At 40.5% G+C, this 26,127-nt stretch carries 20 protein-coding genes; 11 read left to right on the top strand and 9 right to left on the bottom strand.

Going from position 1 to position 26,127, the window contains the following annotated elements:
• Positions 1-477 precede the first annotated feature (477 nt).
• Positions 478-654: a helix-turn-helix domain-containing protein gene (locus tag LEP1GSC047_RS11215; RefSeq protein WP_238325562.1), complete on the top strand. Its 177-nt coding sequence runs from the start codon at positions 478-480 to the stop codon at positions 652-654.
• A 644-nt stretch (positions 655-1,298) separates the two neighbouring features.
• A complete protein-coding gene (locus tag LEP1GSC047_RS11210) occupies positions 1,299-1,619 on the top strand; it encodes a phasin-related domain-containing protein (RefSeq protein WP_010417911.1) in 321 nt (106 codons plus the stop codon).
• Positions 1,620-2,040: 421 nt separating this feature from the next.
• Here the strand turns inward: LEP1GSC047_RS11210 and LEP1GSC047_RS11205 are convergent, their stop codons facing one another.
• The 3 genes from LEP1GSC047_RS11205 to LEP1GSC047_RS11195 all read right to left on the bottom strand — a co-directional run bounded on the left by LEP1GSC047_RS11205 (position 2,041) and on the right by LEP1GSC047_RS11195 (position 10,471).
• A complete protein-coding gene (locus LEP1GSC047_RS11205) occupies positions 2,041-7,959 on the bottom strand; it encodes a protein kinase domain-containing protein (protein ID WP_020988607.1) in 5,919 nt (1,972 codons plus the stop codon).
• A 581-nt stretch (positions 7,960-8,540) separates the two neighbouring features.
• Positions 8,541-9,029 carry a hypothetical protein gene (locus tag LEP1GSC047_RS11200; protein ID WP_010417919.1) on the bottom strand — a complete coding sequence of 163 codons (489 nt, stop codon included), beginning with the start codon at positions 9,027-9,029 and terminating at the stop codon, positions 8,541-8,543.
• An 11-nt stretch (positions 9,030-9,040) separates the two neighbouring features.
• Positions 9,041-10,471 (bottom strand): OmpP1/FadL family transporter, encoded by a 1,431-nt coding sequence (locus tag LEP1GSC047_RS11195; RefSeq protein ID WP_103186190.1) that lies wholly within the window; start codon positions 10,469-10,471, stop codon positions 9,041-9,043.
• A 773-nt stretch (positions 10,472-11,244) separates the two neighbouring features.
• Here LEP1GSC047_RS11195 and LEP1GSC047_RS11185 point away from each other — a divergent pair.
• Positions 11,245-11,679: a copper resistance protein CopD gene (locus LEP1GSC047_RS11185; protein ID WP_238325560.1), complete on the top strand. Its 435-nt coding sequence runs from the start codon at positions 11,245-11,247 to the stop codon at positions 11,677-11,679.
• Between the two features lie 494 nt (positions 11,680-12,173).
• On the opposite strand, the gene LEP1GSC047_RS11180 is transcribed toward LEP1GSC047_RS11185, so the two are convergent.
• Positions 12,174-13,037, bottom strand: a complete 864-nt coding sequence (locus LEP1GSC047_RS11180) for a class I SAM-dependent methyltransferase (protein WP_010417932.1) — start codon at positions 13,035-13,037, stop codon at positions 12,174-12,176.
• A gap of 805 nt (positions 13,038-13,842) precedes the next feature.
• Between LEP1GSC047_RS11180 and LEP1GSC047_RS11170 the strand changes: the two genes are divergently transcribed.
• On the top strand, positions 13,843-15,336 hold the full coding sequence (locus LEP1GSC047_RS11170; RefSeq protein ID WP_010417938.1) for an HD-GYP domain-containing protein: 1,494 nt from the start codon (positions 13,843-13,845) through the stop codon (positions 15,334-15,336).
• A 217-nt stretch (positions 15,337-15,553) separates the two neighbouring features.
• On the opposite strand, the gene LEP1GSC047_RS21890 is transcribed toward LEP1GSC047_RS11170, so the two are convergent.
• The gene (locus LEP1GSC047_RS21890) at positions 15,554-15,721 is read right to left on the bottom strand and encodes a hypothetical protein (RefSeq protein ID WP_020988592.1); all 168 of its coding nucleotides are present in this window, start codon (positions 15,719-15,721) and stop codon (positions 15,554-15,556) included.
• Positions 15,722-17,216: 1,495 nt separating this feature from the next.
• Here LEP1GSC047_RS21890 and LEP1GSC047_RS11155 point away from each other — a divergent pair.
• From LEP1GSC047_RS11155 to LEP1GSC047_RS11130, 5 genes are all read left to right on the top strand, one after another.
• Entirely contained in the window at positions 17,217-17,429 is a 213-nt protein-coding gene (locus tag LEP1GSC047_RS11155) for a hypothetical protein (protein ID WP_010417942.1), read from the top strand.
• A gap of 257 nt (positions 17,430-17,686) precedes the next feature.
• Complete coding sequence (locus LEP1GSC047_RS11150) at positions 17,687-18,037, top strand: PilZ domain-containing protein (RefSeq protein ID WP_010417944.1); 351 nt, start codon at positions 17,687-17,689, stop codon at positions 18,035-18,037.
• Positions 18,038-18,207: 170 nt separating this feature from the next.
• Positions 18,208-18,567, top strand: a complete 360-nt coding sequence (locus LEP1GSC047_RS11145; protein WP_010417947.1) for a PilZ domain-containing protein — start codon at positions 18,208-18,210, stop codon at positions 18,565-18,567.
• A gap of 322 nt (positions 18,568-18,889) precedes the next feature.
• Positions 18,890-19,564 (top strand): LBL_2463 family protein, encoded by a 675-nt coding sequence (locus LEP1GSC047_RS11135; RefSeq protein ID WP_010417952.1) that lies wholly within the window; start codon positions 18,890-18,892, stop codon positions 19,562-19,564.
• A gap of 29 nt (positions 19,565-19,593) precedes the next feature.
• Positions 19,594-20,508, top strand: coding sequence for a histidine kinase N-terminal 7TM domain-containing protein (locus LEP1GSC047_RS11130; protein ID WP_010417955.1), 915 nt, complete (start codon positions 19,594-19,596; stop codon positions 20,506-20,508).
• A gap of 7 nt (positions 20,509-20,515) precedes the next feature.
• Here LEP1GSC047_RS11130 and LEP1GSC047_RS11125 read toward each other — a convergent pair whose 3' ends face one another.
• A complete protein-coding gene (locus tag LEP1GSC047_RS11125; protein WP_010417958.1) occupies positions 20,516-20,908 on the bottom strand; it encodes a hypothetical protein in 393 nt (130 codons plus the stop codon).
• Positions 20,909-21,567: 659 nt separating this feature from the next.
• Between LEP1GSC047_RS11125 and LEP1GSC047_RS11115 the strand changes: the two genes are divergently transcribed.
• Positions 21,568-22,479, top strand: coding sequence for a histidine kinase N-terminal 7TM domain-containing protein (locus LEP1GSC047_RS11115; protein ID WP_010417963.1), 912 nt, complete (start codon positions 21,568-21,570; stop codon positions 22,477-22,479).
• A gap of 372 nt (positions 22,480-22,851) precedes the next feature.
• Here the strand turns inward: LEP1GSC047_RS11115 and LEP1GSC047_RS11110 are convergent, their stop codons facing one another.
• Positions 22,852-23,943 (bottom strand): SH3 domain-containing protein, encoded by a 1,092-nt coding sequence (locus LEP1GSC047_RS11110; RefSeq protein WP_010417965.1) that lies wholly within the window; start codon positions 23,941-23,943, stop codon positions 22,852-22,854.
• A 107-nt stretch (positions 23,944-24,050) separates the two neighbouring features.
• Here LEP1GSC047_RS11110 and LEP1GSC047_RS22530 point away from each other — a divergent pair, with 107 nt between their 5' ends.
• Entirely contained in the window at positions 24,051-24,335 is a 285-nt protein-coding gene (locus LEP1GSC047_RS22530; RefSeq protein WP_010417969.1) for a hypothetical protein, read from the top strand.
• Between the two features lie 145 nt (positions 24,336-24,480).
• On the opposite strand, the gene LEP1GSC047_RS11100 is transcribed toward LEP1GSC047_RS22530, so the two are convergent.
• Together LEP1GSC047_RS11100 and LEP1GSC047_RS11095 are read right to left on the bottom strand one after the other, a co-directional pair.
• Complete coding sequence (locus tag LEP1GSC047_RS11100) at positions 24,481-25,206, bottom strand: L-2-amino-thiazoline-4-carboxylic acid hydrolase (RefSeq protein WP_010417974.1); 726 nt, start codon at positions 25,204-25,206, stop codon at positions 24,481-24,483.
• Positions 25,148-25,987: a helix-turn-helix domain-containing protein gene (locus LEP1GSC047_RS11095; protein WP_010417977.1), complete on the bottom strand. Its 840-nt coding sequence runs from the start codon at positions 25,985-25,987 to the stop codon at positions 25,148-25,150. Before LEP1GSC047_RS11095 ends, LEP1GSC047_RS11100 begins: the two co-directional genes overlap by 59 nt.
• Between the last annotated feature and the right edge of the window lie 140 nt (positions 25,988-26,127).

The raw sequence follows: 26,127 nt of genomic DNA, 5'->3' as shown, positions 1-26,127 counted from the left end.
CTATGTTATATTAATTCCACATAAAGTAGACGTTTGAGAGAGGGAATATACTTCGATCATTTTTGAATTAAACGAATGTTCGTCCGGAATTTAAAAAAATATTTTGCTATTATCATTAGAGAATCTCTTTTAATAGATCCATTCTAATTGATCTCCGGATTAGTATAAAAGTTATTTCAAAATAAACTGAATTGTTCAGCTTCCGGCTAAGGGAACTTTCTAATTTTGGAAAAGACTAAATAGGGAACTAGAAAGCTTAGAAATCGTATGTGGAAGGCCGGTTTTTCCTTTTTTCGGAATTAATTATCCTCGTTTATGAAATTCGAGGGGTCTTTTCGATGCGATTATAATTGATAAATGTTAAGATTTTTCCCGCAAAATTAAAATAGACCGGTCGTTTTTCCTCTGTCCCGATTCGCGAGAGAGGCGAGTCATTTGGATTTGGAAGAAAGCGGAAATCGTGCTGCCGGAGTGATCATGAAAATATTACGTGAGAGGCGGAATCTTACACCGGAAGAATTTTCAAACAAACTAGAGGGAGTTTCCGTTGATCAAATTACCGATATAGAAAGCGGAATCCTGCCTATGCCGAGCGAAATCGCTAGGCAAGTTTCAAATTTACTAGATGTACCAATCTCTTTGTTTCTTAAGTAATAAATATCTTTCAGGGTAGCAGAAGACAGAAGCTACTAGACGTTGGAAAAGTTACAGAAGTAGAGGAGAGACCCCCTGTAACGCAGGAATTTTTCTCCTGAACATGGAAACCCCGCTTATCAATGTTCAGTCCTGTTCAGAGGACAGAAGCTGCTAGATATCGGAAAGGTTATAGAAGCAGAGGAAAAATCCACTATTACCCACAAGAATCTTTCTTTAGAGCATGGGGCAATGCTCACCAATGTTCTGTTCTCAGTCTTCTGTAATCTTCAGGAAATTGTTCTCGCGATCCATCCTATAGTGAAATTCCTGCAATAATTTCAGATATATTTTCCGCAATTTAATAGGCTACTATATTTATTTCGTAAATTAGAATTTATTTGAATATTGTTTTTGAGCAAATTTTCAAGTTTATTTTTAAATAATATATAAAAAATATAATAATACTAATTTTACAACCGGGTATTGGAAAGGTGATTATGTAGTATAAATATGCCTATGCCACAATGTAGCAAAATAATGATATGTTAATGAACTTGTTGCATGGAAATATTATTGAATTTGGTAAAATATTATTACGGAATTTTATTGACTGATTATTTGCAAAAAAATATAAACGCAGAGTCTTTGGACAGGAGGAACGTATGCAAATTGAATTAATGAATATCGTTAACGCCGGAATTGGGGTCGTGAATTTAGGAAAAGAAGAATTGGAAAAAACTCAAGCGGTCATAATAAAAAAATACGAAGAATTCGTAGCAAAGGGAGCCGCCGACAAAAGCGAGTCGTCGACCCGTATTCGCGATTTGTCGATGAAAGTAGCGGATAGCGTAAAAGAATCTAAAGCAACAATCGAGAAAGGTACGATCGAGGTAAGGGATAAAGTGTTAGAGGCGATCAAAAAAATTACTTCGAAAGAAGAAGTGATGATTCCAGCCGGTAAGCCCGTTACGAGTAAGTCTTAATATTTGTTAAGAGACGGTCTTTCAGGAGTTCCGTTCACTGCTGAAAGACCGTAAGGCTGGTTGAAACTTAGAGACTCATTACCGTGGAGTCTTTACATTCAGGATTCTTACTAACTTCGCGATTGCTTAGTAAGAATCCATTTTTTAAATCTTTCGGCTTCGTTTACGATCGAAATTTTTTGTGCGAACCCATGGATCGTTATTACTGAGCGAAATAATGCCGTCCCAAGGTAGGAAAACTTCGATCGAGTCTTGTTTCGATTGTAATTTCTCCAACCTTTTTTCGATTCCGGTCGATGAAAATTGCTGTATCAACAACAAAAAGAACTCCTCGGAAGCTATATTTTAGGGAAATCGATGTTTTTTTGCCCGCTATGTGCAAAGGCATGAAAAGTGCGAATACCGACTTCCGATCGGTCAATCAGGACGATTTCAGGATTTGATTTTTTGGTAGGTCCGGCGCCGTTATAATTCCATCATGGGAACTTTGCAGATTCATCTGACTCACCTTTTCTTTAAGAATTTCCGCCTGCGCTTGATTTCCGACCGTTCCGTAAAGTTTGGCCAAGAGAGATAAGAGTGAGACATCCTGAAGATTTCTTAATCTTAAACGCTCCCCCATATCGATTGCGCGTTCCAGATTGCCGACCTTTTTAAAACAATGTGCCGCAACAAAGATAGCTTTTGTATTTCCCGGACAAAGCGAGGAAAGCATAACTGCATAGTCGGCTGCCTCCTTATGTCGTTTTAACCTTAAGTTTGATTTCATTAAACATTTGATTATCGGAATCGAAGTCTTATTGTCGACATGCGCGTTTTCTAGTTCGGAAACAAGCGACAAGTATTTTACGGTTCCGACGGGTTCCGAATTTATCGATTTAATAATACTTTCGACTTGCGAAGATACTATCCTATTCCCTGTCTCATTCGATCCTTTATAATTTAAATGTAATATTGAAAAATCGTCAGTTAGATCCCCTTTTCTTAAAATGGCCTCTCTGATTGCAGTGAGTTCGCCTTTTCCTTCGGCAACGCATTCAAGGAAGAGGGTTTCGTTTTCATTCATTCTTCTTTTTTGGGTTTCTTCCGGGTGGAGCATTAAATCGTCCTTTCCGTCGGATCCGATGAAGATAGAATCTCCCGGAGAGAGTTGGTAGGTTTGGACTGCAAATATTCCGTCATTCCAGAAAGTTCCTAATTTATACATGGACGGTTGGTCCTGTATGAAGCTGGCATGTCGGTCCTTATATAGAACTATCCCCGGATGCTCCGCATTAAAACAATAGAGAAAACCGTTTTCATTGTCGATCAGTCCGATTATGCAGGAAACGTACATTGATCCGTCGAAGGACCTAAAGATTTTATCCAACTCGGTAAACGCATTTTTTAACCATCGTTCCGGGAACTGATCCTGGGCGGCGGCCGACAATTTAACCCTCTGGATCATGGCTTCAAAAACGGAGCCGAAGACTAGCGCCCCTCCTGCTCCTTGTATGGATTTGCCCATGGCATCCGCATTTGAGAATGCTGTGTATTTTTTTCCTTTTAAGATGATCGTATGCGCGCTGCAAAGATCGCCTCCGATTTCGGAAGTCCATTGCTTAAATTGAAATTCTTTTTTCTGTTTGAGGAAAAACTCCACACTTACCCGATCGTCGGTGACTTCATTGCCGTTTAAAGGGGTCATTAATAAAGAGGTCAAATAGTAGTCGCCGTCTTGTTGTTGTTTTAAGGAATGTAATTCCTTTAGAGTTCCTTCCAAATTCGAGTTCGTTTTGTTTAAGTCATCCACGACATTTTTCAATTGAGTCGTTCTTTCCTTTACTTTACTTTCCAGATTCGAATAAAGGAGCGCGTTCTCGATCGAAATAGCGGCTTGAGAGGATAATATATCCAATACGTCGATTCTTTCCGGCGTAAATGCTCCGGTCGTAAGATTGTTTTCTAAATATAGCATGCCTAAGAATTTCCCTTGATTTCGAATCGGTAGAGAAATTATGGATTTTGGTTTATTATAAATTACATATGGTATGCTTGCAAAATTTTCGTCTCGTATCGCATCCGAAATTACGACGGTTTTTCCGGTCCTACGTACATATTCTAAAATCGCAGTCGGAGCCGTGTCATTTTGCGTAAGTCGAGAGGATTCCTGATCGGTGATCGTGCCTTTCTCCTTTAAGGATCCGCGAGCAAGGATTTCCAAATTGCCGTTACGGTCTAAAATCAAGAGTCCGGTTTCCGCACCCGCGTTTTCGATCGCGATCGCCATTATCTTTTCCAATAATCTTTCTAATACGATTTCGCCGGATAAAGCTTGAGACGCCTTTAAAATACTATCGAAGTCCAATTGACGTGACGACTTTTCCTTCGTTGCCGTTCCGATCGAATAGCTTGAGATTGCTTGGCTAACCGGGGCAAAGGAATCGGAGGAATTCGGAAATGCTTCGGGAATTAGTTCCTCGATTTCCTTCACCTTTGCAAGCGCTCCCCATAAGGTATAGAAATAGTGCGCTTTTTGAAGATATACTTTTCCGATCAGATCCTTTTTGTCGGACAAATAGAATTTAGCCGCCCTCTCGTACGATAGGGCGATGATATTTCCGTAATTATTTTTAGAGGCCGTTTGTATCGCCTTCTCATAAAGATCGGAGGCTAAAGAATTGTTTCCTAGAACCTTCATTTGCTCCGCTTCCATTAAATATAATTTATGAAGGTGATTCATCGGAGCGAAGCCGGTCCATTTTTTTAATTTTTTATGACTTTCGGAGGCTTTCCCGATGAGCTTTCTTTTCTTCGATTTAGGAGCGGATTCGCTCATTGCCAAAAGGATCATCGAGCGGTAAAAATGGTATTCCGGAACCCAGGCAAGGCCGGCTGCTGCATCGATATTTTCCGCGCCCAGGTCGGAACATTCTAAGGCTTTTTCGTATGAACCGGATAAATAATGCAATACTGAAGACATGAAATAGTAGAAAGAAAGGCCGCTAAAGTTTTTAGTTTCGCTCAGATAGAGTAGATTTTCTTTTTGGAAAGTTTTTCCGTAAAATCCTTCGGGAAGAGATTTGTATTGGGAAAGGTGTTCGCTGAATTGAAGGACGATACTAATAATGCTAATCGCAGTTTCCTGCTTGAATTTTTTACTTAATTCTAAATAATAATTCCCTTTTTTTAGAACGAAGGGTAGGGCGTCGCCGCTAAGAAAGGAATTATTGCAATAAGTGATCGCGGAGTAGCAAGCATATTCAAGATCTCCGGTTTGGATTGCGATTCGGGAAGCTTCCTCCAAGTTTTCCTTCGTTTCCGCAATATGCTCTTTCCAGTGTATAATAAAAGTATTATACAGCATGTTTATTCTATTTTTGAAACCGGGGGCCTCGAATTTTTCCATCATTCGAAGGGACATTTTTCCGAATTCATAACCTGCTTGCAGATCTCCGACGGCGCTGATTAGGATCAGTCCGTATACGCAGAATGCGTAGGCAGTAACCGGCGAGTTTCCGTACTTCAACGAGGTTCTAATCATATTGAATACGATGATGGGAAAAAGATTCGGTGCAGCTATGTAAGCGGCCGGACAAGTTTCCATCATTAAATTCATTGCGGCCAATTTTCTGGAATCCTTCATTTCGGGAAGATTTTCCATTTCGCTGATGGACTTCGATCCTATCGAAAACTTTGTTTTAATTAAGCCGGTCAGAATATCGATTTTTTTTGCGTTAGTCGGAATATAAACGCCTAATGATCGTAAAACGTCGCTTGAAACCGCTATCGCTTCTCCGTATTTTGACTGGGCCGTTTTGGCTCGCATTCTCGTTTCGAAAACATGAATCGCAGAAATGGTGGAACGGCTTTTCTGTACGGCAATGCGCGCTAGCTCCTCCATTCTGTCGAAGTCAGTATTTAGATATTCGGTCTCAATCGCTTCGGAATAGATTGAAAGGGCTTTTTCATACCGGGATTCCCAGCCGGATTCCCCCAATATTTCCATCGCAACTTGGAAGTAGTAGGAGGCCGATTTATAAGCGACGGTGTCTTTTGCTTTTACGCCGGCTTGGAAATTCAGATCGGCAATTTCCGATAACTCTCGTTCGCTATCGACTAAATGTATTCCGGCGTTTAAGTGTCCGACAATATCGATTAAGCGTTCGGGAATTTCATCCTGATTCGAATCATTTAGAAGATGCCGTCCTATTTTGAGGTGCAATGCCGGTCTCTCGGATTCCGGTATCAGATCATAAGCAGCCTGTTGAACTCTATCATGTAGGAATTTAAATCGAATATCGGATAGGTTTTCCGAAAATTGAGAGTCAGAATCTTGAGAATTTGAAAAGTTGTTAGCCGCTAAATAACGGTACGCGTTTCCGAGGGGCAAAAGTAACCCGCATTCGACCGCGGCGAAGAGATCTTCGATTATTCTCATCCCGGGGAGCTGGCGTACAATTGAAATGGTCTTTAAATCGAAACTATTCCCTATGCATGCGCCGAATTGCAGGATTCTACTCGTTTCCGCGGGGAGATCCTTAATCTTCTGGGACATTAACTCTACAACGTTATCCGTAATGTCTCTTTCCTTTATTTTTTCCAAATCCCAGATCCAGGAACCGGCGGCTACGTCCAGGCTCAAAAGATTATTTTTATATAATGTTTTTAAAAATTCGTTAACGAAGAAGGGATTTCGATCGGTTTTAGACGCGACTAATTCAGCCAGCGGTTTCGCCTTTTCGATACCGCAATGGAGCGCTTCGGAAATTAGGAGATTTAAACTGTCATAATCCAAAGGCGAGAGCGCGATCGATTCCACGCTAGTTCCCGATTTTTTAATTTCGCCAATGACATGCAGCAGCGGGTGCAACGGATCCACTTCGTTATCACGATAGGCCCCGATGATAAATAAGTATTTGCATTCCGGATTTGTCTCAAGGATTTCGAGTAATTTCAAAGAAGCCGAGTCCGCCCATTGGAGGTCGTCGAGAAATATCGTAAGGGGATGGGTCGATCTCGCAAAGACCTGTACAAAATTCTGAATGGCAAGATTAAATCTATTTTGAGTTTCTTGGGGTCCTAATGTCGGCGATGGCGGTAATTTTCCTAAAATAAGCTCTAACTCGGGAATTACATCCGAGAGGATTCTTCCGTTAATTCCAAGAACCTTGGTAAGTTCTTTTCGGAATGATTCGATAGTAGACTCGTCCGCGGATAAGACCTGTCGAATTAAACTTTGGAAGGCGTTCAGAAATCCGCTATAAGGTATGTCTTTTTTGAATTGTTCGTATTTTCCTTCTATAACGTATCCTCTTCGAGCCAATACGGGTTTATGAATTTCGTTTACCAACGAAGATTTTCCGATACCGGAATATCCCGAAATGAAAATCATCTCCCGTTCCCCGAAGGAAACTTTCTCAAAACTATTTAAAAGCTTTTCTAATTCTTCTTCCCTGCCGTAAAGTTTTTGCGGAATTTGAAATCGTTCCGATATGTCAAATTTACCGGGAATAAATTCGGAGCCGTCGGAGGCGACGGTTCCATCGAGTTCCGCGAGACATTTTTCTAAATCCGCTTTTATTCCAAAAACGCTTTGGTAGCGATCTTCGGCGTTTTTTGCCAATAGCTTCATTATAACTTTTGAAAGGTTTTCCGGTATATTTCGCCCATTTTTTCTTTCATGCGGAGGAACCGGAATCTTTGCGATATGATAATGGATGAGCTCCAACGAATTGGTAGTTTCGAAGAGAAGCTCCCCCGTCAACATTTCGTAAAAAGTCGCTCCGAGGGAATAAAAGTCCGACCGATAATCGATGGAACGGTTCATGCGTCCGGTCTGTTCCGGAGACATGTAGCCTAACGTCCCTTCCAGATGTTCCGGCGATTGTAGCGAAGCGTTTTCCTGGGTTAATTTGGAAGCGATTCCGAAGTCGATTATCTTGACTGATCCGGTCTGCAAGTTTACGATTATATTACTGGGTTTTATATCCTTATGAATTACGTTAATTTTATGAATTTCACCTAAAGCTTCGACTATCTTAATCGAAATTTTTAGGGACAGCTCCAGATTTAAATCCTTAATAATTTTATTAAGCGAAATCGCGCCGCAGTCTTCCATAACGATAGCGAAAGAGTTCTTATACTTCTCGATGCCATAATAACGAATCACGCCGAATGAATGGATTCCGGCTCCTATTTCGTATTCCCGCTTAAATTTTGAAATATCTTGAATGCTAGGGTATTCGTTGGTGTGAATTTTGATAATAACCGGATCGGACGTTTCCGTATTGTTCCCTCTAAATACGGAAACATTGCCGCCCTTGTGGATCTCTTCCCTTATCTCGTAGCCGGATATCATTATCTTCCCGCTCCCTGGTTTCATTGCTCGCGGAACGAACAGCGCTCGCACGCACCGTCGAAAAAGCGGTTAATGCGAAAAGCTTACGCGAAACGCATTATACTCGTTTTGGCCTTTCTTTCATGCTGATAGCCTTAATTTGGAGATTTCTCATCGCAAAATGAAAAATTAATTTCATACTTACCTCGGCAGGATTCCCATTCTTTAAGAGACGTATTTCCGGATCGAGATCTTACATATAAAGGAGCGGCAATATTCTAATAAATTATTTACGGAATTATGGAGGCGAAACGAAAACGTTGCCATTGAGTTTGTTCGAATGCTTTATCGACGTCGTCGATTTTCGAATTCAATTCCGAATATTGCAGGATCTTGATTTTATGAAGTCGGAGATAAGAATATCCATTAACCGTCGTTAGAAATTTATTATTTGTTCATGATCAATCTGTCATGGAATAGAACGGTTTTGATTCGAATACCCGAATCCATCTCCGATTCCGAGTGTCTCTGTTTTATGCATTTTTGTCGGTTAATTTCCAAAAAATAAATGGGAGAAACGACAAAAACTTTTCGTGTTTCGCTTATTTGTCCGGCACCGTCGTATCTATTCTATAGGCCGCATGACAGGCTACGCATTTACGAGTCAAAACGTCCAACTCACCTAAAATAATGCCTAATTCTTTCTTCTGTCTTAGCTTTTCGGAAATTACGTCGAACTGTTCGTGAGTGCCGAATCCGAGTCGCTTAAACTCGATCGGAAGTTTTAGTAGAATTTTCTTTTCTTCATTTTCTAGACTTTTTACCAATCCCATCCCGGATGCTCGTGCGGATTTGGACGCTTTTTCATAATCTCCCGCGGAGAGTCCCCCCAAAATCCCGTTTAGTGAAGCGAGTAATCCTCGCATTTCGGTGAGTACGAGTATCTTTTCATCTTCATTCAAATGGATCGAGATCCTATTGTCCTTAGATTTAACCGTGTTACCTTTCAAAAAATAATACATTAGCACAGTTATAGTACAAACCCATAATATAAATGCTATCAAACCGAATGGTATTTTCTTTAAGTTCATTTTCGTTCCTTCTATATATTTTTCTCGAAGCCTAAATACATACTCAAAACGGAAACGGATTTAGCAAACTGAAACTGGTACAATTGTATTTCATTTTTTGAAAATACGGAATGTGCTAAACTCCAATCCGAGAATTCGCTTCCTTTTATCGTTTTCGGAAATCCGTATTCTATTGCAAAATGAATTGCTGAATTTTCCGCGTAATAACCGATTCCGCCGGCTAAATGATGTTCGTTCGTAGTTCCTAACATAGGATTCAATCCCTGGGGCGTTGTCGGAGTTTTTGCATAACTATACCCGCTCCTTAATCGAATTCCGTAATTCCATTGATACTCCATTCCGAACGCAAAACAATACTGGTCCCGCCATCTGAAATTCATCAGCATCGTATTAGTCTCTGTGCCGATCGGCGTCGTAAGCAGCGGTTGTTCCAACGCAAATTTACTCGTTCTAAAACTTTGGGACCAAGGAATGAATTTTATATCTAAATCGAAAATCCAGGAACTCTTGTGATAAGAAATTCCGAATACATGACGATCCGGCCAAATCATATTTCTCGAAACTCGAGACACATTCTGTATAATCGGATTCACATCCTCTATCTTCATCGTACCGTCCAAATGCAAAACACTCCTTGCGGTATAGGAGTAGGCCACTCGAATAACATCCGTTAATTCGTAAGATAACCCAAGTTTCCCGCTAAATGCGTAGGATGGATCGCTACTGTAAGCCAAACTACCGGGTAACCGTAAACTTCGACTCATATCTTGATTCGTTTTCTTCATCTCCATGAACGCGTAGACCAAATCGATACCGATGCCCAAACATAATTTTCGAAATCTATAACCGGAACCGAAAGTAAGCTTCGAAAGCATGAATTTAAACTCCAAGTCCTCTTTTACTTTCCGATCAGTCCCCAACAAAGGGACATTCGCACGTAAGGTATCATTCAAACTTTCTTTTCCCTGTGAAATTCGGGTAATATTCGAAAAGGAACCCCCGCCTCCTCCTTGCGAATATAAAGCGACTCCAACCCCTAATCGGCTGGATACGGGAGCAATATAGCCGATATATGGAAAGATCGCCCGCGGACTTTCATTGATATTGTTTTCATAAATCAATGCACTGCTCTGGTCCATAAAGGAATCAGAATATTTAATTTTCGGAAAATGTCCCGAAGTCCCGATTTCGAATTTAGGACCTGCAAGTCGAGCCAGATGTGAAGGGTTGGATTCCAAATCCATGACGGAACCACCTACGCCTTGAAATGCGCCTCCCATTCCGGCCTGTCTCGCCCCAAAGGAGGTCTGCATGATTCCCTGGAAACCGATAATCGGGGAAACTTTCCAGAATAATATATTTAGGAGAAGGAAACGAGAGGCGGTTCCTTTGTTAAATGTAGGAATGATTTTAGTAATAGTAATTCTGATTATCATTCTCATATAATCGACAGACCTTAATCTGAATAGCAAAACGAACATCGCCAAGCCCACCCGCATAATTAAATATATATTAGAAATAAAATATTATATATTTATAATTATATAACACAGTATGAAGGTAATTTTCGTTAATCCTCATAGATCGTTTTATAAATATCCGGCATATTTACTGGAGATGCATTGATCTAAATCAATTCCGATCTTGAAAATCCATTCAAAAAAATTGATTTCGATCAATGAATGCGAATCATACTCTAAATAAGCTTAGAGAATACCGTTAAACCGATTTTTATTAAAAGAATAACCACTTTCTGAAATTTCGAAACGACGATTAGAAATAAAGATTACGAAAAATTCGATTCGCGGTAACTTGAATTCGGAAGTACATTTTAAAATATCCCGTAAGAAGCGCACGATAACCGATGAAAAACAGATCCTAAGGACCTTCGGAAAGAAACGGGAAGGAGTGGATTTCAAAAAAGGAATCGATCAAGGTTGCTCATATGATTCATAAAAATATTATAGATTGCATATTGGTGCTATGGAAGGCGGATCTTTTTTACTACGTGGGTCGGTCAATTTCTGCCATATTCGTTCCTAAGACGTGATAGTTTGGGGGATCTAAGCGGATTACGGCTCGGAGCGAAGTTTAGATTTACCGGATGATCATTGATCCGAAGAGTTATCGTTAATTTACCGTCGAGTACAATTTGTTCATTTATTTCTTTTTTTTGCTAATTCACTTCTTTGCCGCGGTTTTTTGGGTCGGGGGAATGTTATTTTTTGTGTTCGTATTTGGACCGGTCTATCGGGATCCCGAGTTTTTATCGATAAAGAGTCGGTTACTTTTCAAAATCGCGATTCAATTTCGAAGAATTTCGTATTACATATTTATAATTCTTCTTTCGTCCGGGATAGTTGTCGCTTACTTTAAAGGTTATTTCCTTTCTTATTATCAATTATCCTATTGGATGTCTTCACACGGCAGAATTTTGATCCTTAAAATGACCTTATTTCTGCTTTTGGTAATCAATTCGATCATTCATGATTTTTTCATCGGTCCGATCGCTTTTAAAGAAATGCAATTGAATTCGGAACTTTGGCTTAAGAGCCGAAAATACGCCTCGTTTTTCGGGCGCAGTAACCTTTTTATTTCCTTACTGATCGCGATCCTCGGACTTGCCTATTCTAGAGGTTTAGGATTTTAAGTTTACGTTTGCATAATTCATTAGAAGACTTTAATTAATTCTTCTGTTTTTCGAACGCCAATTATCCCCTCTCCCTGGGTGATTTCAGCAATCTTTGCAGAAAGGTGATGTGCCGGAAATAATTCTCGTAGTAACTTTTTTAGAACAGAAATCGTGTCCCGTATCTCGCTACGTTTTAAGCGCACCTTTTAAGACGGCTCTATTGCCTTGACTTTTAGTTTCCGGTCTCAAGACCAAGAGTGCATGATTGCTGAGAGTCGAACACGAATCGGGAAGAAGAAAGAAATCCGAAACCCAGGGGAGGTCGCTTTAGAATCCGGAAAAAGCGATTGGGGTTTTACCAGATTCAGGACTTAAGATTGAAAAATAAAGTTTCGAAGATTTTAAATAGTAAGCTTCGCCCTCGATAATTGTATTTAGAAAGATTGAATGAAGAAGCGCTGGTCGAGAAATATCCTATAATCCATTTGTTATAAGGAAAATGACGACATCCATCAATTTTTACGCAATAAAGCGAACAAAGTAAGATTAAGGTTAAGTCTTTTAAAAGTCAGATGCCAAAAAACTAATGTGCTAAAATAATAAATCTTTTTTAAAAATATTCCTAATTTTGCGTTAGAGCCGGACACTGCCGCGATCGGTTTCAAGATCGTAAAATCGACGGAAGAAAAACCGCATTGTTTGGAAAGTAACTTTATTGTTTCTTCCGAATAATCGTTTATATGATCTTTGGCTTCGAGATAATGACCGTCGCTCACCATCCCTTTCACTAGCACTTTCAGTTTCGCTTTAAGAAGCTGAACCGGAAAATTCGGAGTTTGAATGAATAAAAAACCGCCTGGTTTTAATAATGTGAATAAATACGTTAGTAAATCTTGAGGTTTCGGAATATGCTCTAAAACGTCCCAAAGAGTTATAATATCAAAACTTTCTTTGGGCAAACCGCTGGCCTGAACTATACCGGATCGAACGTTTTTAAGTCCGTTCCGCTTCCTCGCGAATTTAACTGCGCTCTTCGATATTTCGTAACCGAAAGCTTCCCATTCGGGCCGTTCATCCTGGAGCATCTTAATGAAGAACCCCAATCCGCAACCGACGTCTAAAATTTTCCCATTCGGTTCGGTTAGAAAGCTTGTAATAAAATCTTTATAAATTTCTCGATGGGCGGTGTCCCACCAATTCAAATCGTATTCGCTTTCTTCCGCATCCCAATAGTTTTCAAAATGCTCTTCTTGCTTATAGGTAGAAAATACGTGGTTGCAAATTAAGCAGCGAACGATCGGGATCTCATTTTCAATAAAGATAGTTTTATTTTTTCGGCTTTCGCATAAATAGCAAATCTGATTGGCGGCATTCAATTATTCTAACTCATCCCCGTATAAATTCGGATTTTCAATTATAAAAAATGAGCATTCACCCTTATTTAAGAATTCGAATTTGGATGCAATATAAAATTGAAAATAATCTATAAATTATCAAATCGCATCGGACTCGAATTGCGAATCGGCATTTGAAATTCGACTTTTCGATTTTATTCTAAGTTATGCTAAATAGGTGCGTTCCGTTTTTGTGCCAAATGTAATTCGTTTTACAACGGTAAGTCAATTCGATGACTACTAACGTGTAAATTCGTTACTCGAGGACTATTCCCCACCCCAAAACAAAAATTAATTTTCTTGAACCCAGAATGCGGATTTTTTATCCTCCCTTTCGAATATCTTGAATATCAGACAGGGAGAGATTTTAATCGGAATGAAAATTAATTTGGTTATATTCGGACTATGGATACTTTGGCTCAATTCACCAAGAGGCCTCGTAAAATTGGGAGAGTTCAGCACAAATCAGGAGTGCATCGGAGCAATAACTGCCGAAACCACGGGACTTACTCGCTGGAGAACTAAGTGCGTCGAAGCGAAATAAATCGCTCTTAGCCGTCGGAAGCAATTGATATTTATCAATCCGATATATGAGAAAAATCAATAATTTGAAATTCTTCGATTTAGAAATCAATAACATCCTAAAAACATAGAATTGTTAAACATAATTCTAGTATAGTGAGCGGTCTTTTTGAAAAGTAAGACTGCACTCCATTGTCAGTTTGAACGTTTTCTCCTTAGATAATAAGGAGAAAACGTCGACCCAAAAGGAAATCTTGTCGGAAAGATGGACTCATCCAAAGATTTACAAAAATTTGATTTTACCGAAGAGGTAATCCAGTCCTTTCGGGAAAATAGGACCATCCCGGTGGATTTTTATAATAAGAACGGACAAATTCTAATTCATAAAAGCGACATGGCAACCGGAGATGATATCAGTCGTCTTCAAAAATTCGAAGAGCAGGGGATCTATTTTCTTACCGCGGAAATAGGCAAAATAGCTCTGGATCGGGGAAGAATAAGCGCTTCGCCGGACGCTTCCTTTGAAAAGTTGATTAATCCAAAGCTGTCGATCGATTTGTCCCGGGGCGCTACGGATCTTTTAAAAGACATCAAGAAATTTCCTTTAACCGGCGCTCACGTGCGAAATGTCGGGAAGTCGATCGATTCCATTTTGGAAGATTTTAAATCGTCTCCGAATATGGAAACAGGCCTCATAAATATTCTAGAGGTAATGTCCAACGCGGGAGCTCCGGTCGATTCGGAAGTCCTTACAAAAAGAACCGTTATCGCAATGGCGATGAAAGTTAGAACGGGAAAAGCTTTCACGAAAGTCGACTCGGAAATAAAGAAAGTCGAGCAGATGAATTTGATGATGGCTTCTTATATGGCCGATATCGGCTATACTCAAATGAAGATGCCCACGCATGCCAATTTGAAAGGGGAAGAATTGGATTATATTAAGAATCATCCGATTATCAGCTACTTTATGATCGCGAATATTCCGGATTTGCAGGATTCCGTAAAGTCGATCGTGTTGAATCATCACAGGCCTCATAAAGGCGAGGGCATAAATAATAATTACCCGCAACCGAAGCATCTAGTAAATAAATTACGTACCTATCTGGAAAAATATCAGACCGACCATCGAAAGAATTATATCGTTAATGATATCAAAAAACAGATAAAAGGAATCGTTACTAACTCGTTGTTTTCCGAAGACATCGGCATTCTTTCCATTGCGGGGGAATTTGCTTCCCTGACCACCGCGCAATCCTGGAGAGGTCCGGTCGAGCCCGTCAAAGCTTTAAAGTTAATTCTAAATAATAGTTTTTTTGCATATAACGAAAAAACTTTAAGGGATTTTTACGAACATGTCGGTCTCTCGCTTTGCGGTAACGAACCGTTTATCAAAGTGGGAGACTACGTAATAGTAGCTTCGCAGGACTCGAATCAAAAGGTTTTTTTTGAAGTTTGCGTAATTAGGGAATCGAAAAAGAATTCGATTCGACCTGCTCTTGAGCGGATCGGAACGATAACTCCAAAATTCATAAACAACGGAAAATTTCGGATTTCAGGATTTGAAAAAGAGAGTTTGAAATTGGATAGGCGAAGAGCGATCTTTAATCTGGAAAGAAATGCCGATCCGAGAAGAATCGTTTATCTGGTAGATCCGGAACTGGACGAAGAATTCTTCGACTATTTGGATAAGCAGGCCGAAAATTTCGCTTCCGTAAAAACAGTCTCAACCGGTACCGACGATACGATTAAAAATGTATAATGAAACCTTGTCCGGTCCTTGCCGATTACGAAACTATGGATAGCGTTCTGAAAGTTTCGCACAATTAAAATTCCAAGAGGCTTTCAAGCCGTTAGCTTCGAAATCGGATAACGCCCTTACCTTCGTGAGTTTCTTTGAATCGTTAAATGTGCGAAAAAACAGAAATGTTACCGAAATGTCAGCCTCTAGCAAAGTTCATCCGAAACAATACACGCGTTTATTTTGCTTCCTTGCATTCGGTTTTCCAGCGCATTATGCTATCCAAATCGGGAGCCGCTGCCGCCTTGCATTCTTCTAAGGACTTAAAAGTTCCGATAACGGAATACTCTCTATAGGAGTAGAGCCAAAGAACCCAAACATTCAGAATTATCATCAGTAATTTCATTGAAAAACCCTCGTTATGAATTCTTGAGACGAGACGAATCCGAACGAGATTACAGAAATAAATTATTTAATTTAATAAAAAGTAATATACCGATGGGATTAATATATCAGTATTTTGTTGTAAACAGGCGAATATAATCCGAAATGCATATGCAGCGAGTAGGGTGAACGTGGTCCTTCCGTTACGTCATTCGGATAATCCTGTGCCTCGGTTTCCTCCGAACCTGGGTTGATGGTGCATGGAATGGCAGTTTCCGTCGGAAATAATTTTCTTATTCGAGCCGATCTGTCCTGTCGTCTTTTTGTCGATGCCGAGTGAATACTATTCTAAGCGCCCGCTCGAAATCCTAAAACACTCCCGGAACGATCTTTTACTTCATTCCAAGCGCTTGAGACCCGATTCCTTCCGTGCTAAATCGGTTGGATTCCCCACTTTCTTAACGTTATAGAAAACCGATTAAACAATCGGAGAATAAGGATTACTGCATAAGTCGCTTCTCCGACGAAGAATAAGGATAAATGCTATAAGAAAAGATGCAAGAACGATTATGGGCGCGCCCTGGCGGGCCGGGCTGCTTTGGGTTCGCGTAGTCACGCTCATCCAACACGCTCCGTCTTTTTAGCTTTGATCTCCCGCTCTCGCGTGTTGGACTGCGCCCGTCGCATCCCTCGCGCTAGCAGAGGACAGAGGACAGAAGACAGACGCGTTCGCGTTGCTCACGCTAGACAGAAGCTGCTAGACGTTGGAAAAGTAATGGAGGTAGAGGATCATCTTCTATAACGAAAGAATCTTTCTCTAGAGCATGGAAACCCGGCTCGCCAATGTTCTGTCTCCCAGAAGACTGAGGACTGAAAACAGACGACTGAAGCTGCTCGAAGTTGAAAAGTTACAGAAGTAGGGGGAAATCCCCTGCAACCATAAGAATCTTTCTCCAGAACATGGAAACCCGGCTCGCCAATGTTCTGTCTTCAGTCCTCTGACCTCTGTCTTCTGAAAAAGCGAGCGCATCTGTCCTCAGGTGCGCCAGGCAAAGTCTGGGATTTCCAATGGAGGGAAGGCCTCCATCCTGCTCCTTGTTCATTCGGCAGGTAGCGAAAAGAGCCTTTGTAACGGTAACGGAACAAAGGAAGCCTCTCGTAGCAAAGAAATGAGCCATAGCGAAAGCGAACCAATGCTTGAAGCCTCGTAACAGAAATAAGTGGTATTAGCCAGTCTCTCTGATATGATGAAGCTTGGAATCGACAAGGTAGAAATGAACAAATGCACTTGTCGGAATACTCGGGGTAAAGTTGGATAGCGCGTTTCGAAGGAAACCCCAGGAACCTGGGAGATCCTTATTTGTGCTTAAATGCAACAAGTGTAGAGAACGAATAATTTACATTTGGCGAATAAGGAAGTCGGAAGAACTCATAGTAGCGAAGAACTGGGGTAATGCCCAGGGAGCGAAGGGGTTCTTATAGAGAATGCTTAGAAATTAAAGGAGTAAGCCCGCTTGATGGAAACATTCACTACGGAAATAGATAAGAACCCATTGAATCATGATGGCTTATCGGAAAAACTAACTCAATTAAGATCCAAGCTCTACCAAAAAGCGAAAGCAATGAGGTACAGTCTCTTAAAAGAGCCGAATGCGGGAAATCTGCACGTTCGGTTCGTTGAGGGGGATGGGAGCCTAACAGACTCCCATCTCTACTCTACTCCTCTGTAAGCGAACGCGTCTGTCCTCTGAACAATTCATCCGAAAGACTGCAGCGCTTAAGTAACAGCGGTTCACACGTTATTTAATCTAATTTCCGCAATTTTTTTCCATAAACTAGTGATTTCCGGTCGTTTCCGGTGTTTTAAGCTAAGGCATTCGCGCATATGGACTTAATAATATTAATAAAATACGATGAAATCTAATCGCTTCTCCTTCCGTCCGATAAATTCGTAAGTGCAAGAACTTGCGCAAAGGGGTAGAAAACGATGGAGGAAAGAAGGAGAAGAGAACGACTCGTTTCAAAAGAGTTATTAGAACTTCTTGTTTTAGCGGTGAATGGAAAGGAGACATTTGTCGGAAATCTATCCGATATTTCCGATTTCGGTATGGCAATTCTATCGGATTTTGAAATTATCCAGAACCAAGAAATCGGATCTAGGATTTCCGGGATTATTTCCGGGCCATGCATGGACGATATCAATTTCTCCGGGGTCATTGTCCGAAAGGATAAGGTCGCTACATCGGGCGGAATGAAGGGCATCATCGGTGTAGAATTCCACGAAATGATACAACTTTCTGACCGATTGCTCGCTTTAAGTTTAACGACTTCCGAGTAGCGTTCGAATCTCGGATCTTAACTCGATACGCTTATGTTTTTCGATCTTGTCCTTTTTAAAATTGCGCAGGCTTTTAAATTGCACTTGGGCAGATTGCTAAATATCATCGATTCGGATGAATTAAACTCGGGTCCAATTTTTATAGCGTGCGAGTGATTAAGGATCTCAAAATGAACGAAGAGCGCAGAAAGGCCGAAAGAATATATTCTTGGGACATTTTCGAACCGTTTGTCTTAGCTATCCAAAAGAACGTTATCATCGTAGGAAATATTTCCGACATTTCCGATACGGGACTTGCCATTCAAGTCGATAGCGGGAATTATAAAAGCGTCGAAATCGGTTCTACGATTCGGTGTTTGATTTCCGGGTCATCGATTAAGGACGTAAAAATTTCCGGAAAAATCATCCGAGTCGAAACGGTTGCTTCGAATGCGGGGACCAAGGGATTAATAGCGATAGAATTTTCAAATTCGATTCGCGCTTCCGAGCAGGTTAAGTTATTAGTTTCAGTCTACTCTAAATCGGCCTAGAGTTAGTGTTAATTCCGCATATTCCGTATAAATACGAACGGTACCGTAAGCGCTCAATTGCCGAAAATAGAGGATCTCCCGAAACGTAGCGAGTAAACTTTCTTGTAGGTTTCCTACACGAGTTTGCCTTGGAGAAATCCGAGACCGAAGATTCGTCGAGTAACGAGCGACTAAAGGGTAGAACAACGTGAAGGGCGCGAAACTATTCTTCCTTTTAGCATAATCCATTCGGGCTATTTCATGGAAACAAATTATTAAGCGATGGACCCGGCTTTTATTTTCGGATTGTCCATTTGTCCTAGGCTTATGCTACTGTTTCCGCATGGAACATATTAAAGAATCCTTTCAAACACTAAATCCGTACGCTATCGAAAAAAGCGGAACCAGAATTTACTGCATCGATTATTCGAGTTTCCCTAAACTTGTACTCGATTTGCGGAAGTTCATTAAAGAAAACTATATCTCTCACGGTTATGTCGGGTTCTCCGATGATTTCGATAGTTATAACGACCGACACTCTTATTATTTATTCTCGACCTCGGGAGGAGGGGAAGTTTTGGCGGTGCTGAGAATTATGTATAAAGAGCATACGAATCTTTTACCGTTCGAGTGGGGATTCATTCAGGACGAATCGAAGCGTTACGCGCAATTTGATACGAATGTAGCCGACTTGAATTCGTTTATTTTTACGAGAGCTCTCGAATCTCGGAAAGCTAGTAAATGCTTATTCGGGTACGCGGCCAGGCATATGCTGGAGAAAGGGGTCAAAAGAGCGTTCGGAATGTACGATATGTCGAACGCAGTGATCAAGAGTGTGTATGAAAAATATGGAGCGGTGGATTCCGAAGAATTTCCAAAACCGATTTATTTTCCCGGATATGGAGTAATCAGAGATCAAAAATTTTATGTCTCATTCTGGAAAATCATAGAAATCGCTAATTCTCAGCTAGAAAAATTAGTTTTTCTTGCCAATCCAATTGCAGAAAGAAATATTTGATCGAAAAATGACGTAATTGGGAGTTTATTTTGGCACTGCTTTCCTCTATTCTGCTGTTTTTTTCGGCTTACTTGTTTTATAAGTGGTCCGAGCGAAATGATCTTTGTAAAGCTTATGCCGTATTGACATTTTGCCTGTCCCTGTGGTGCTTGTTCTTATTCCTTGGGCAGGTTCATTTTTCGGCCCCGATTCGAATTTTAATCGCGAATGTAACGCCGATTCCAACCTTGTTTGTTCCTTCGCTCGCAACTTATATCGTAATCAATTATACCCGGCCAGATAATTTGCTTTCCCTGCCGAAGATCCTCTCTGCAGTTCAGTCACTTGCAGTCATCGGTCTTTCGATATTTTGCCTACTAGGAGACGTCTCTCCGGCTTATTTCGTAGGTAATGAAGTCCTCTTCGGAGCCGGTACCGCTTATTATTTCCTAGTCGGTTACATTTATTTTTCTCTCTTTGCGGTATTAGGGGTTATCTCTTATAATTTGTTTTTCGGGAATTACTTCGTTCGCCTTCATTCCCTCTATCTCTTTGTAGGAATACTTTTCGCCTCCGTTCTTTCGGCGATTTTTGTGGTGTTTTTACCCTTGCTTGGGATTTACTTAAACTCCCTCGGTGCGATCGGTATGCTTGGGTTTCTTTGGTTCTCGTGGATTCCGGTTACAAAATATAGATTATTTAGTACAGAGTTGATCGATTTCGGAAAGGATTTTAGAAATCCTAAATTTTCGTCGATTCTCATCGCGATCAATCGATTCTTATTGAATACGCTGGATCCGAAGGCATTTAAAGAAATCTGCGACCGATTTGAAACGGCGAGAATGGAAGAGGTGAACGTTTTGCAGGCGGAAATGCTTTTGGAATCCACTTACTCCAGAGAAGAAAGCATCTCCAGTCACATTAGGAAATACGCAAAGAAAGTTACCCATCTTTTTATGGGCTAAAGAATCCTCAGCGTTTTAATTTGGATACGAGCGTGCTAACGAATTTTAGATTTTCTGCCGAGAGTTTGGATAACTTCGTAGTTATTTCCCATAGGGTCTGGTCATGTCGAATTTTGTTAATGAGCTGTCTATCTCTTTCGATGAAGTATAACCGTTCTTCCCAATCGGCTTTGGGTTCTCCTTTATTTTCGAATATATAAGTTTTTGAAATTCCTTTTTTAAGTAAGAGCAGTTCCATTCTGATTTCGGGAATCGGTTCCTGATCGCATAGATAACGATTGACGCTCGCTAACGAGGTACCGATGGTTTCGGCCGCCTCTTCTCTAGAAATTCCGAGTTCGTTGAAGGCGATTTGAAGGCGAGCCCCAATCGTATTCGGTTTTTTTGATTTTTTTGTCATTTTGATAAAATAATTTCTTGAACCTTGTTAAAATGTACCAGTATGGTACCTAAAGGATATCCTATTTTGGATAACCTTTAGGTGCGGACATTCGATCAACCGTAAAAAGTTCCGTATGAGGAATCCGAGAATTGGCAATTGAATCATCCTATCCGGATAGGCCCGGTGTTTGTAGATCGAATCTCCGTTTCGTTTTTTTGAAAAGCATTAATATGGAAAAAATAACCTCCTCACGAATCGGTACAGTAAAGCTATGAACGGTTTAAAATGGTACAGCATAGAATATTTTGAAGAGCTTTTGGGAAGATCGTCGTATTTGTCCGCTTTGAAAAAAGTGAAAACGCTTAGGGACATTGCCTCAATGCAGACAAGCCAGACGATGGCACAGAGGAGCATTAAAAATAGCAATTTTATTTTGGGACTTCTGCTTAAGGTCAGGCATTTAAAAAATCGGATTGTTTGGTTAAGATCGCAGATTCAGGAACGGAAAGACCAATCGTCCCGAATGAAATCGGAAATTAACTTCCTAAAACGGGAAATTGACAGTCCGAAAACGGAATTGGTGCCTATGGAAAAAGCCCTAACTTTCGACCATAAGCATCCTTTGATCCTCGGGGATAATCGATAAAGAATGGATTTAGATCGAGTATAGAATTTTTATGACGTTACTATTATTTCTTCTTTTATTCGCTTCGGCGCTGTTCTTTTATAAGCGTTCCTGCAAGAATGCGATTTGCAAAGCGTTCATTTGCCTATCGTTTGCTTTTTCCCTTTGGTCTCTTTTTTTGTATCTAAGCACGGTTTCACTCGATTCTACGCTTCGATCGTTTATCGTTCCCGTTGTTCCAATTCCGATACTGTTTACTCCCTTACTCTTAAATTACATTACCTTGAACTATACAAAGCCGTACGAACCGACACCTCTCCCTCCCTACGTTCTAGTATTGCATCTGAGTATGCTTCTTTTGTTCTCCTGGCTCGCTTTCGAAGGTTATACTTGGCCTATGGCGTTTGACGGTAAGTCCGAATACTTTAGAGAGGGATTGTTTTTTTACATTGCTTGCGGATATCTTTACGTATCCGCGATCGCTTGCTTATTTGTGATCGTTTATACCATGATCACCGGTGGTTACTTGGTCAGGCTCCATTCCATCTATATGTTTACCGGCATTTTACTCGGTTGTTGCGTTTCTTCCTTATTCGTTATTATCTTACCTTTTTGGGAGATATATCAACTTCCTTTAGCGGCTTTAGGGTTTTTGGTTTTTCTTTGGTTCAGTTGGATTCCGGCGACTCAGTACGATTTATTCAATATCGAATTAGAGGATTTCGGGCAGGATTTCCGCAACCCTCGATTCTCTTCCATAATTATTTCTGCGAATCGCTTTTTGTTAAATCGAATGAATGCGAAGGCTTTTAAGGCGATCTGTGATCGTCTGGAGGAAAAGAGAGTGGAAGAGGTGTTCGAAAGGCAGGCGAATCTCATGATAGAAGCCGGATATTCGGCTCAGGATTTGATCGGACATGTTAACAGATGCTCGCGCGATATTACTCGGTTATTCTTTCGCTAACAGAGGACAGAGGACAGAGGACAGAAATTATTTCTATTACCCTGACAACAATTTTTTTAAAAACGAATTATGTTGGAGCTCCCATGCAGAGGACGGAAGACAGAATATTGGTGAGCAAGGTTTCCATGTTCTGGAGAAAGATTCCTGTGTTATAGAGGATCTTTCCTCTACTTCTGCAACTTTTCCCATATATAGCAGCTTCTGTCTAGCGCGAGCGAAGCGAACGCGTCTGTCCTCAGTCTTCTGTCCTCTGAAAGCGAAGCCCGTAGCAGAGTGATCGCCTACGAAGTGAAGGGGGGGGACGCGAACGATTTTTGGTTCGGTTTGTTAAGGAACGCTTAACTAGGATGGGCCGGATAAGTTTCCCATCTTCTATTTTCGATCACTCGGATAAAAAAAAGTAAAACTATAGTTTTTAATCTCCTGGCTGCACTTGAAGTTATTTTTTTCGTACATAGAATATAATTTTTCCATAAACGGATGGTAGGAGGAAGATTTATTTTCCTTCAGGAATTTTTTAAAACTACTTCGAATCTCGGAGAGAAGCGTATTGTTCCGAAAATCGCAAACGGGAGTATTGTCCGATCCGTTTGAATAATCGTTCATATATGCCTTTAGAATTTCCTCGACATTTCTTTTGTCAGGAATCGTTTCGTGATTTTTCGTAAACTCCTCAATCAAGCTTATTCTCCTCCTCATTTCCTCCCGGGAAATAAGGAGCGCTCCGTCGCAGGCATAAGGATTGCCGACTTTAGATAGAAGTAATAGATACTCTTTGAATTCGAATGAATACTTTGACAATAGCCGAGTGTAGTAATCGTAGTATTCGATTAGATTCGAATCACCTTCGCAGTATTCGACGGTCAAGCCGGAAGATTTGAGTTCGTTTATTAATTCCGTATTATATAGGCCGTAATTTTGGCGCAGTTTTTCTCTTAATTTGGAATTGATTTCTTCTCGTTGCAAATTTAAAAAAAATGTAAACGATCTAAATGCATTTTCCGCATCTTTGGAATTGTTGTCGAACGTCGAAATGAATTTTTCTTCCGCCTTCTTGACGGACGATAGTTCTCCTTTTGCTAAGGTTTTTAGGTATTGCAAATAGCCGGCAAGTCGATCGTCTTCATTTACTTTTTCCAAGTAAGCGTCAAAAACCCATCCTCGATTTCCGATCCATTCCACTTCCGCCCATCTCCCCATTTTTCCGTTAATGACTTCCGCTTTGTCTCTTTGCCCGAATAATTTTACTCTCATCCCCTTCGGTAAAAATATTATTACGGAACTATTTAACTCAGGCCTTTCTCTAAGATTTAGCCAACTGTCGGCGATGACCTTGGAATACGTCGAATCGGCGCTTAAATTTGGGGAATTAGAAAGAACTACCAATATCAAAAAAAGGATCTTAGATACTGAATTACGAAAACTAATCCTTAAATTCGGCTGGCAATTGAGAGAATCTTTCATCACTCTTTTCTCCTACTAGTTCTTTCATTGGTGAATACATGTTTGGAATTGCCAAGCTACTTTACGGAACCTCGTGTGGATTTAGAGCGGGAAATCATGTGTTTTTGATGAAGATCCGCGGGTTTATATTTTTCATATCTATTCTGTTTCTAGTATCTTGCCAGGACGTGCCGGCGAATTGCAGGAGAGATTGTCGTGAAAAACTCGCAAATTGCTTCGCACTGGATACGACCGTCTCGGTCGATGCGCAAAGTCGCCTAGCCTTGACTTGTTATCTCGCGGATGCCCTATGCGAATCCGATTGTGATAGTCCCGGTGGAGCGACTAGAGCGAGCAATGCTTCGGTTCGTAGAAACGGATCGAGTAGCGGGCACGCCAGCGGTAGCAAATAGAGCATAGGCTTCTCTTCAATGACGGTCGATATCTCCGGATCTATTCGGTAGCTCGCCGACCTCATGCGCCATAACGAATCGATTAAACGAATTCGGAATTAAGCGACAATTCTATTTTCGATTTTAACCCGAGTAAAACAGAATATTACTTTTTAGGAATTCGCTCAAAGTTGAATTGGCAATCGGAATCATCGAGACCTAACGTAGTCGGCCTGGAAAAGGTAATCCCATGCTTTTCCGGAACAATCCCTTTTGACCAAGAAATCAAGTCCCATTTGCACGCTATTTTCATGAGTTCCGGAACCTGATGTGATCGAAAGTAGTTATTGTAAAAGCAATTGTGTACTAATAAATGATAGGAATTAGGATCATCGATCGTTCTTGAAAAGGAAAACGTGGAGCCGAAAAAATTACTTTCCTGTTTCTTGGACACTCTTACCAAATATCCGAACGGGTCGGTCGCTTTGTTTAGAGCATTTACTATATATTTTGCAATATTGTCGGGCTTCATATTTTTAAAAAGCGAATCTTCCGTTATCTCGATTGATCTTTCTGCGCTAAAACCCTTTTCGATACATCCGTTATATGTGGCATGAATTAAACTGCTCCAGGAAAGATGATATTCCGACTGAATATCGACGATCCGCTCTTTGTTTTGTCGTTTCAAGGCTTGATAGTTCGCTTTTATTTTTCTTATGTCCTCCCGATTGAAAATAGACGAATTCTTTAAGGTGTTCCAGTAGGTCAAATTCATCGAAAGCTCATACCAAAAGTTCATTATGAACAATCGGCGAACCACTTTCTTTAAGCCGTTAGCTATAAGAATTATTACGACGACTTTTATCGCCAATACCGCGATTATTATATTCATTCGAATCTCCTTTAAGTTCTGGGATGATTTTAACGAACACATCGGATTCGGTATTGGACAATTCGGACATTTTTGATAAGTAGGAAGAAGGGTTTTCTCCTGAGAACCGTTTGAATTCCCGTATCATATGCGATTGATCGCTGTATTTATTTTCATACGTTTTTTGAACTAGCGGTAGGATCGGATTTTCATTCTGTAACAGAAGCGACCTCCTGCATTTTTCGAATTTTGTTATCCTCTGCAATAATTGCGGGGTAAACCCTGTATACGATAATACCAATCGACGAATTTGCCTTGAAGAATAACCGATTTCTAAAGCCAATTTTTCCAATTGTAGATCGGACTTCTCCATTATTCTATGAGCGATGAATTCGGATAAAATGGCATTCTTTTCGACGTCTACTTTCTTAAGAAAATTCAAAATCTGTAATACCTTCTCGTCTGCGGTACTATAAGATCCGGTTAATTCTCGCACGTATGCAAATTTTTCTCTCGATAAAATTTCCTTAAGATCGACGACCGTATTGGTGAAGGCGTCCGCCGGAATTTTTAAGTATTTAAATATAAATCCGGGACCGAGCTTAATTGCGAACGTATTCGTTGAAGAATACTTTATGCTCCAGTCGACCGAAACGTCGGTTTGCCCTACGAGTAAAAATTTATCCTCCTGCACCTTTAAATAAGGCGATACGCAGGCGTTGGAATTCACGGTCCGTACATCGCGTTGAAATGCGGATCTATTCAGAATATAGTATTCTTCCGGCGTCAAAATTTTATTCATCGATAGGATAATGCCCGACTTCTATTACGCGAACTGAAGGTAGAGTAGAATTCGCTTTACATCTTGGACTTTGAAATTTTAACCTTTCTAATTTTTGTACGTCAACGCGTTTTACTTTTAGTGGAACAATGTGCCGTAAA

It is taken from the genome of Leptospira inadai serovar Lyme str. 10 (assembly GCF_000243675.2).
In the GTDB taxonomy this organism is placed as follows: Bacteria; Spirochaetota; Leptospiria; order Leptospirales; family Leptospiraceae; genus Leptospira_B; species Leptospira_B inadai.
The sequence above is the reverse complement of the archived record's forward strand: the minus strand, read 5'-3'. Positions and strand labels throughout refer to the sequence as shown.

Bases quoted from the DNA above. Each gene is read 5' to 3' on its own strand.
- LEP1GSC047_RS11215 (WP_238325562.1), top strand. From the start codon at position 478: ATGAAAATATTACGTGAGAGGCGGAATCTTACACCGGAAGAATTTTCA.
- LEP1GSC047_RS11210 (WP_010417911.1), top strand. From the start codon at position 1,299: ATGCAAATTGAATTAATGAATATCGTTAACGCCGGAATTGGGGTCGTG.
- LEP1GSC047_RS11205 (WP_020988607.1), bottom strand. From the start codon at position 7,959: ATGATATCCGGCTACGAGATAAGGGAAGAGATCCACAAGGGCGGCAAT.
- LEP1GSC047_RS11200 (WP_010417919.1), bottom strand. From the start codon at position 9,029: ATGAACTTAAAGAAAATACCATTCGGTTTGATAGCATTTATATTATGG.
- LEP1GSC047_RS11195 (WP_103186190.1), bottom strand. From the start codon at position 10,471: ATGAGAATGATAATCAGAATTACTATTACTAAAATCATTCCTACATTT.
- LEP1GSC047_RS11185 (WP_238325560.1), top strand. From the start codon at position 11,245: ATGTTATTTTTTGTGTTCGTATTTGGACCGGTCTATCGGGATCCCGAG.
- LEP1GSC047_RS11170 (WP_010417938.1), top strand. From the start codon at position 13,843: ATGGACTCATCCAAAGATTTACAAAAATTTGATTTTACCGAAGAGGTA.
- LEP1GSC047_RS21890 (WP_020988592.1), bottom strand. From the start codon at position 15,721: ATGAAATTACTGATGATAATTCTGAATGTTTGGGTTCTTTGGCTCTAC.
- LEP1GSC047_RS11155 (WP_010417942.1), top strand. From the start codon at position 17,217: ATGGAAACATTCACTACGGAAATAGATAAGAACCCATTGAATCATGAT.
- LEP1GSC047_RS11150 (WP_010417944.1), top strand. From the start codon at position 17,687: ATGGAGGAAAGAAGGAGAAGAGAACGACTCGTTTCAAAAGAGTTATTA.
- LEP1GSC047_RS11145 (WP_010417947.1), top strand. From the start codon at position 18,208: ATGAACGAAGAGCGCAGAAAGGCCGAAAGAATATATTCTTGGGACATT.
- LEP1GSC047_RS11135 (WP_010417952.1), top strand. From the start codon at position 18,890: ATGGAACATATTAAAGAATCCTTTCAAACACTAAATCCGTACGCTATC.
- LEP1GSC047_RS11125 (WP_010417958.1), bottom strand. From the start codon at position 20,908: ATGACAAAAAAATCAAAAAAACCGAATACGATTGGGGCTCGCCTTCAA.
- LEP1GSC047_RS11115 (WP_010417963.1), top strand. From the start codon at position 21,568: ATGACGTTACTATTATTTCTTCTTTTATTCGCTTCGGCGCTGTTCTTT.
- LEP1GSC047_RS11110 (WP_010417965.1), bottom strand. From the start codon at position 23,943: ATGAAAGATTCTCTCAATTGCCAGCCGAATTTAAGGATTAGTTTTCGT.
- LEP1GSC047_RS22530 (WP_010417969.1), top strand. From the start codon at position 24,051: ATGAAGATCCGCGGGTTTATATTTTTCATATCTATTCTGTTTCTAGTA.
- LEP1GSC047_RS11100 (WP_010417974.1), bottom strand. From the start codon at position 25,206: ATGAATATAATAATCGCGGTATTGGCGATAAAAGTCGTCGTAATAATT.
- LEP1GSC047_RS11095 (WP_010417977.1), bottom strand. From the start codon at position 25,987: ATGAATAAAATTTTGACGCCGGAAGAATACTATATTCTGAATAGATCC.